At 72.7% G+C, this 4,754-nt stretch carries 1 protein-coding gene; it reads right to left on the reverse strand.

What is annotated here, in order from left to right:
* A partial coding sequence (locus AB0I83_RS31225) for an SDR family NAD(P)-dependent oxidoreductase (protein ID WP_363307030.1) occupies positions 1-4,730 on the reverse strand: 4,730 nt, incomplete at its 3' end.
* Positions 4,731-4,754 lie beyond the last annotated feature (24 nt).

Raw genomic sequence — 4,754 nt, forward strand, 5'->3', positions numbered from 1 at the left:
GCGGCGATCAACCGACTCCGCAACGCCACCACCCGCGCACCATCACCCAGACTCAACGCACCCGCCACCACCGCAGCAGCGATCTCACCCTGCGAATGACCCACCACCGCAGCCGGCCGCACACCGAACGACTCCCACACCGCAGCCAACGACACCATCACCGCCCACAACGCAGGCTGCACCACCTCCACACGCCCCAACGCCACCCCATCCCCCAACACCTCCAACAACCCCACATCCAAAAACGGCTCCAACGCCGCAGCACACTCCCCCATCCGCTCCGCGAAAACCGGCACCTCCCCCAACAACTCCACCGCCATACCCACCCACTGCGACCCCTGACCGGGGAAGACGAGGACAACACGGTCGTCGGAGGCAGTGACCGTGCCGTGAACGACGTCGGGAGTCTCTCGGCCCGCCGCGAATTCGGCCAGGTCGCGTACCGGGTCGGCGGCGTGCGCCCCGAGGAGAACGGCCCTGTGGTCGAGCACGGCGCGGGTGGTGGCCAGGGCGTGGCCGATGTCGTCGGCCCGCGCGGTCCCGGTGACGCCTTCAGCCGTCGGCACGAGGCGTCGTGCCTGGTCGCGCAGGGCCGCGTCGGAGGACGCCGACAGGATCCAAGGCTCGGTCGTGCCGCCCGGGCGGTGGTCGTCGGCGCGGGTCCCGGTGTCCGGTCCCTGTTCCAGGATGACGTGGGCGTTGGTGCCGCTGACTCCGAACGAGGAGACCCCAGCGCGTCGGGGCCGCCCGGTCTCGGGCCAGTCGCGTGGCTCGGCAAGGAGTGCCATGGTGCCGGACGACCAGTCGACGTGCCCGGTGGGCGAGTCGACGTGCAGAGTCCTGGGCAGCGCGCTGTTCCGCAGGGCGAGGACGGTCTTGATCACGCCCGCGACGCCGGCGGCGGCCTGGGTGTGGCCGATGTTCGATTTCACCGACCCCAACGACAACGGCCGCTCCGGGTCGCGCCCCTGCCCGTACGTGGCCAGGAGCGCCCCGGCCTCGATCGGATCACCCAGCCTCGTGCCCGTACCGTGCGCCTCCACCACGTCCACATCCGAGGCCCGGAGTCCGGCGTCGGCCAACGCCGCCCGGATCACCCGCTGCTGAGCGACACCGCTGGGCGCGGACAGACCGTTGGACGCACCATCCTGATTGACCGCACTACCCCGCACCACCGCGAGCACCCGGTGCCCACGACGACGCGCGTCAGACAACCGCTCGACGACGAGCACGCCGACTCCCTCGGAGAACCCGGCGCCGTCAGCGCCCGCGCCGAAGGCCTTGCTGCGGCCGTCGGGCGCCAGGCCGCCCTGACGGGTGAACTCGGTGAAGACGCCCGGGGTGGACATGACGGTGACGCCGCCGGTGAGAGCGAGGTCGCACTCGCCCTGCCGCAGCGAACGCACCGCCAGGTGCAGCGCGACGAGGGAGGAGGAGCAGGCCGTGTCGACGGTGAGAGCCGGGCCCTCCAGCCCGAGGGTGTAGGCCACGCGGCCGGAGAGGACGCTGCCGATGTTGCCCGTTGCGACGTATCCGGCGGTCTCCTCGGGGACGTCCGGACCGGCGGCGAGGTAGTCGCCGCCGTTGGTGCCGGTGAACACTGCCGTCCGGGTGCCGTGCAGGCTGGTGGGGTCGATGCCCGCCTGTTCCAGGGCTTCCCAGGAGGTCTCCAGGAGCAACCGCTGCTGCGGGTCCATCGCCAACGCCTCACGCGGTGAGATACCGAAGAACTCCGCGTCGAAGTCGGCCGCGTCGTGGAGGAACCCGCCTTCGTGGGCGCTCGACGTGCCCGCGCCGGCGTGGTCGCCGGTGGCCCGGAGCCCGTCGAGGTCCCAGCCGCGGTCCTCGGGAAACGGGGTGATGGCGTCGCCCCCGTCGCGGAGCAGGTCCCACAGGTCCTGCGGGGAGCGGACCTCACCGGGGAAACGGCAGCTCATGCCGACGACGGCGATCCGGTCGTCCTCGTCGGCCGGGTCCGGGGCGTGGACGTCTGCGGCGGCGGTCTCCGGTGCCGGTGCTGTGCCTCCCGCAGCGGCGACCAGCTCGTCCCCTATGCGGGCGGCTAGCGAGCGGGCGTTGGGATGGTCGAAGACGACGGTGGAGACCAGCCGCAGTCCGGTCACGTTGTTCAGACGGTTGCGCAGTTCGACGGCGGTGACGGAGTCGAAGCCGAGGTCGCGGTAGGCGGTCGTGGGGTCGACGGCGTCGGGGCCGGGGTGGCCGAGGACCTGGGCGGCCTGCTCGCGGACGAGGTTGAGCAGGGCCGCCTGCCGGTCGGCCGGGTCGCCCAGTGCGGTGATGCGGGCAGCAAGGCCGTCGGCCGCGCCCGGGTCGGCGACCGGCCGGGCATCCGGCTCTGCGGTCCGACGGCATTCGGGCAGATCGGCGAGGAACGGGCTGGGTCGGGTGGCGGTGTACGCCGTACGGAACCTGTCCCATTCCACGTCGGCTACCAGGACGGCCGGTTCGGTGCCGCCGGCCACCGCGAGGAGGGCCGTGACCGCGAGGTCGGGGTCCATCACGGGGAGCCCGTGCCGGCCCGCGGTCGCCTCGATGTCGCCCTCGGTGGCCATGCCCCGCTCGTCCCAGATGCTCCAGGCGATGGAGGTGGCGGGCAGCCCCAGGGCGCGCCGCTGTTCGGCCAGGGCGTCCAGATAGGCGTTGCCGGGGGCGTAGTTGCCCTGTCCGGAGGCCCCCAGGGTGCCGGCCAGGGAGGAGAAGAGCACGAAGGCGTCAAGCTCGGTGTCCAGGGTCAGTTGGTGCAGGTGCCACGCCCCGTCGGCCTTGACTCGCAGGACCTGGTCGATCCCCTCGGGGGTGATGCCCTCGACGACGGAGTCGTCGAGGACGGCGGCGGTGTGCACGACCGCCGTGAGTGGGCAGTCAGGCGACACCGTGGCGAGCAGTTCGGCCACGGCCGTCCGGTCCGAGACGTCGCAGGCGGCGAGCGTGACGCGCACGCCGGTCTCCTCCAGTTCGGCGCGCAGTTCGGCGGCGCCGGGCGCGTCAGGCCCGCGTCGGCCGACCAGCAGGAGGTGTTCGGCGCCGGTCCTGGCGAGGTGGCGGGCCACGCGAGAGCCGAGCCCACCGGTTCCGCCGGTGACCAGGACGGTGCCGCGCGGGCGCCACGCCGGCCGGGCGCCGGAGGCGTCGGCGTCGGCGTGTGAGAGGCGGCGGACGAGGGCACCGGACGGGCGCAGGGCCACCTGGTCCTCGCCGGTGTCGCCGGTCAGGAGCGCCGCGAGGAGGCGTCCGGTGCGCGTGTCGGGTCGGGTGGGCAGGTCGACCAGGCCACCGAACCGCTCCGGGTGCTCCAGTGCGGCGATCCTGCCGAGGCCCCAGACCATGTGCTGGGCGGCCGCGTCGTCGCGGGCGGTGCGCGCGTCCCGGGCTGTGGCGGTGACAGCGTCGTGGGTCAGGAACCACAGGCGTCCGCCGGTCCCCGCGTCACCGAGCGCCTGGAGCAGGGCGACGGTCGTGGTGAGGCCGGTGCGCGCGACGGCGTTCCGATTGGCGGCTCCATCGGTGACGGTCAGCAGGGACAGCACACCGGCGAACTCGGCGTCGGGCAGCCGGTCGGCGATTTCCTCCCGGGTGGCGTTCCCGGTCAGGGTGAGTGTGGTGACGTCACCGCCGTGGCCGCGTACGGCGGCGGCGACCGCGTCGGCACAGCCGGTCGCCGCGGCGGAGTCCGCCGGTACGGCCAGGAGCCAGGTGCCGGTCAGGACAGGGCTGTCGGGCAGCGCGGCGGGGGCCCAGCGCACGTGGTACTGCCAGGAGTCGACGGTGGCCGCGGCGGTGCGGCTCCGGTGCCAGGTTCGCAGAGCGGGCAGGACACCGCTCAGGGCGTCGCCGTCCATGTCGAGGAGGCCGGCCAGGGACTCGGGGTCGTCGCTCTGCACGGCGTCCCAGAAGCCCGCGTCGCCGACGGTGCGCGGGGGGCCCTGAGCGGTGACCGGCCCGCGCAGTGTGTCGAGGTCCCACCAGTAGCGTTCGCGCTGGAAGGCGTACGTGGGCAGGTCGACGTGTACGGCATCGGCGTCGGCGAACGCCCGGGTCCAGTCGACGGGCAGTCCCTGTGCGAAGGCCTCTCCGAAGGAGGAGAACACGCGTCGCGCTCCTCCGTCGTCGCGGCGCAGTGTTCCGGTGACCACGGCCTCGTGACCGGCTGCCTCCAGGGTGTCCTGCACCGCCGCGGTCAGCACCGGGTGGGGGCTGCATTCGACGAACGCTCCGGCGTCCGTCGTGGCGAGGGCCCGCACGGCTTCTTCGAATCGGACCGGGTGGCGGAGGTTGCGTACCCAGTACGCGGCGTCCGGTACCTCGTCACCGAGCCAGTCACCCGTGACCGTCGAGAAGAACGGCACCCGCGCACGAACCGCCCGAACCGGAGCCAGATCAGCAAGGATCCGATCCGCCAACGCATCCACCTGCGCCGAATGAGACGCATAGTCGACAGGGACACGGCGGTAGCGCAGTCCGTCGCGCTCGCACAGGCTCCTGAATGTGTCGAGTCCTTCGGAGGTGCCCGAGACGACGGTGGTGCTGGGCCCGTTGACCGCGGCGACAGTGACAGGATCCGTGATGGCGTCCAGGAGGCGACGAACGTCCTCCTCGGACGCGGCCACGGACGCCATGCCACCACGGCCCGCCAACTCAGCGGCGATCAACCGACTCCGCAACGCCACCACCCGCGCACCATCACCCAGACTCAACGCACCCGCCACCACCGCAGCAGCGATCTCACCCTGCGA

Origin of the sequence: Streptomyces sp. NPDC049970, from assembly GCF_040660235.1 — a bacterium.
Lineage (GTDB): Bacteria > Actinomycetota > Actinomycetes > Streptomycetales > Streptomycetaceae > Streptomyces.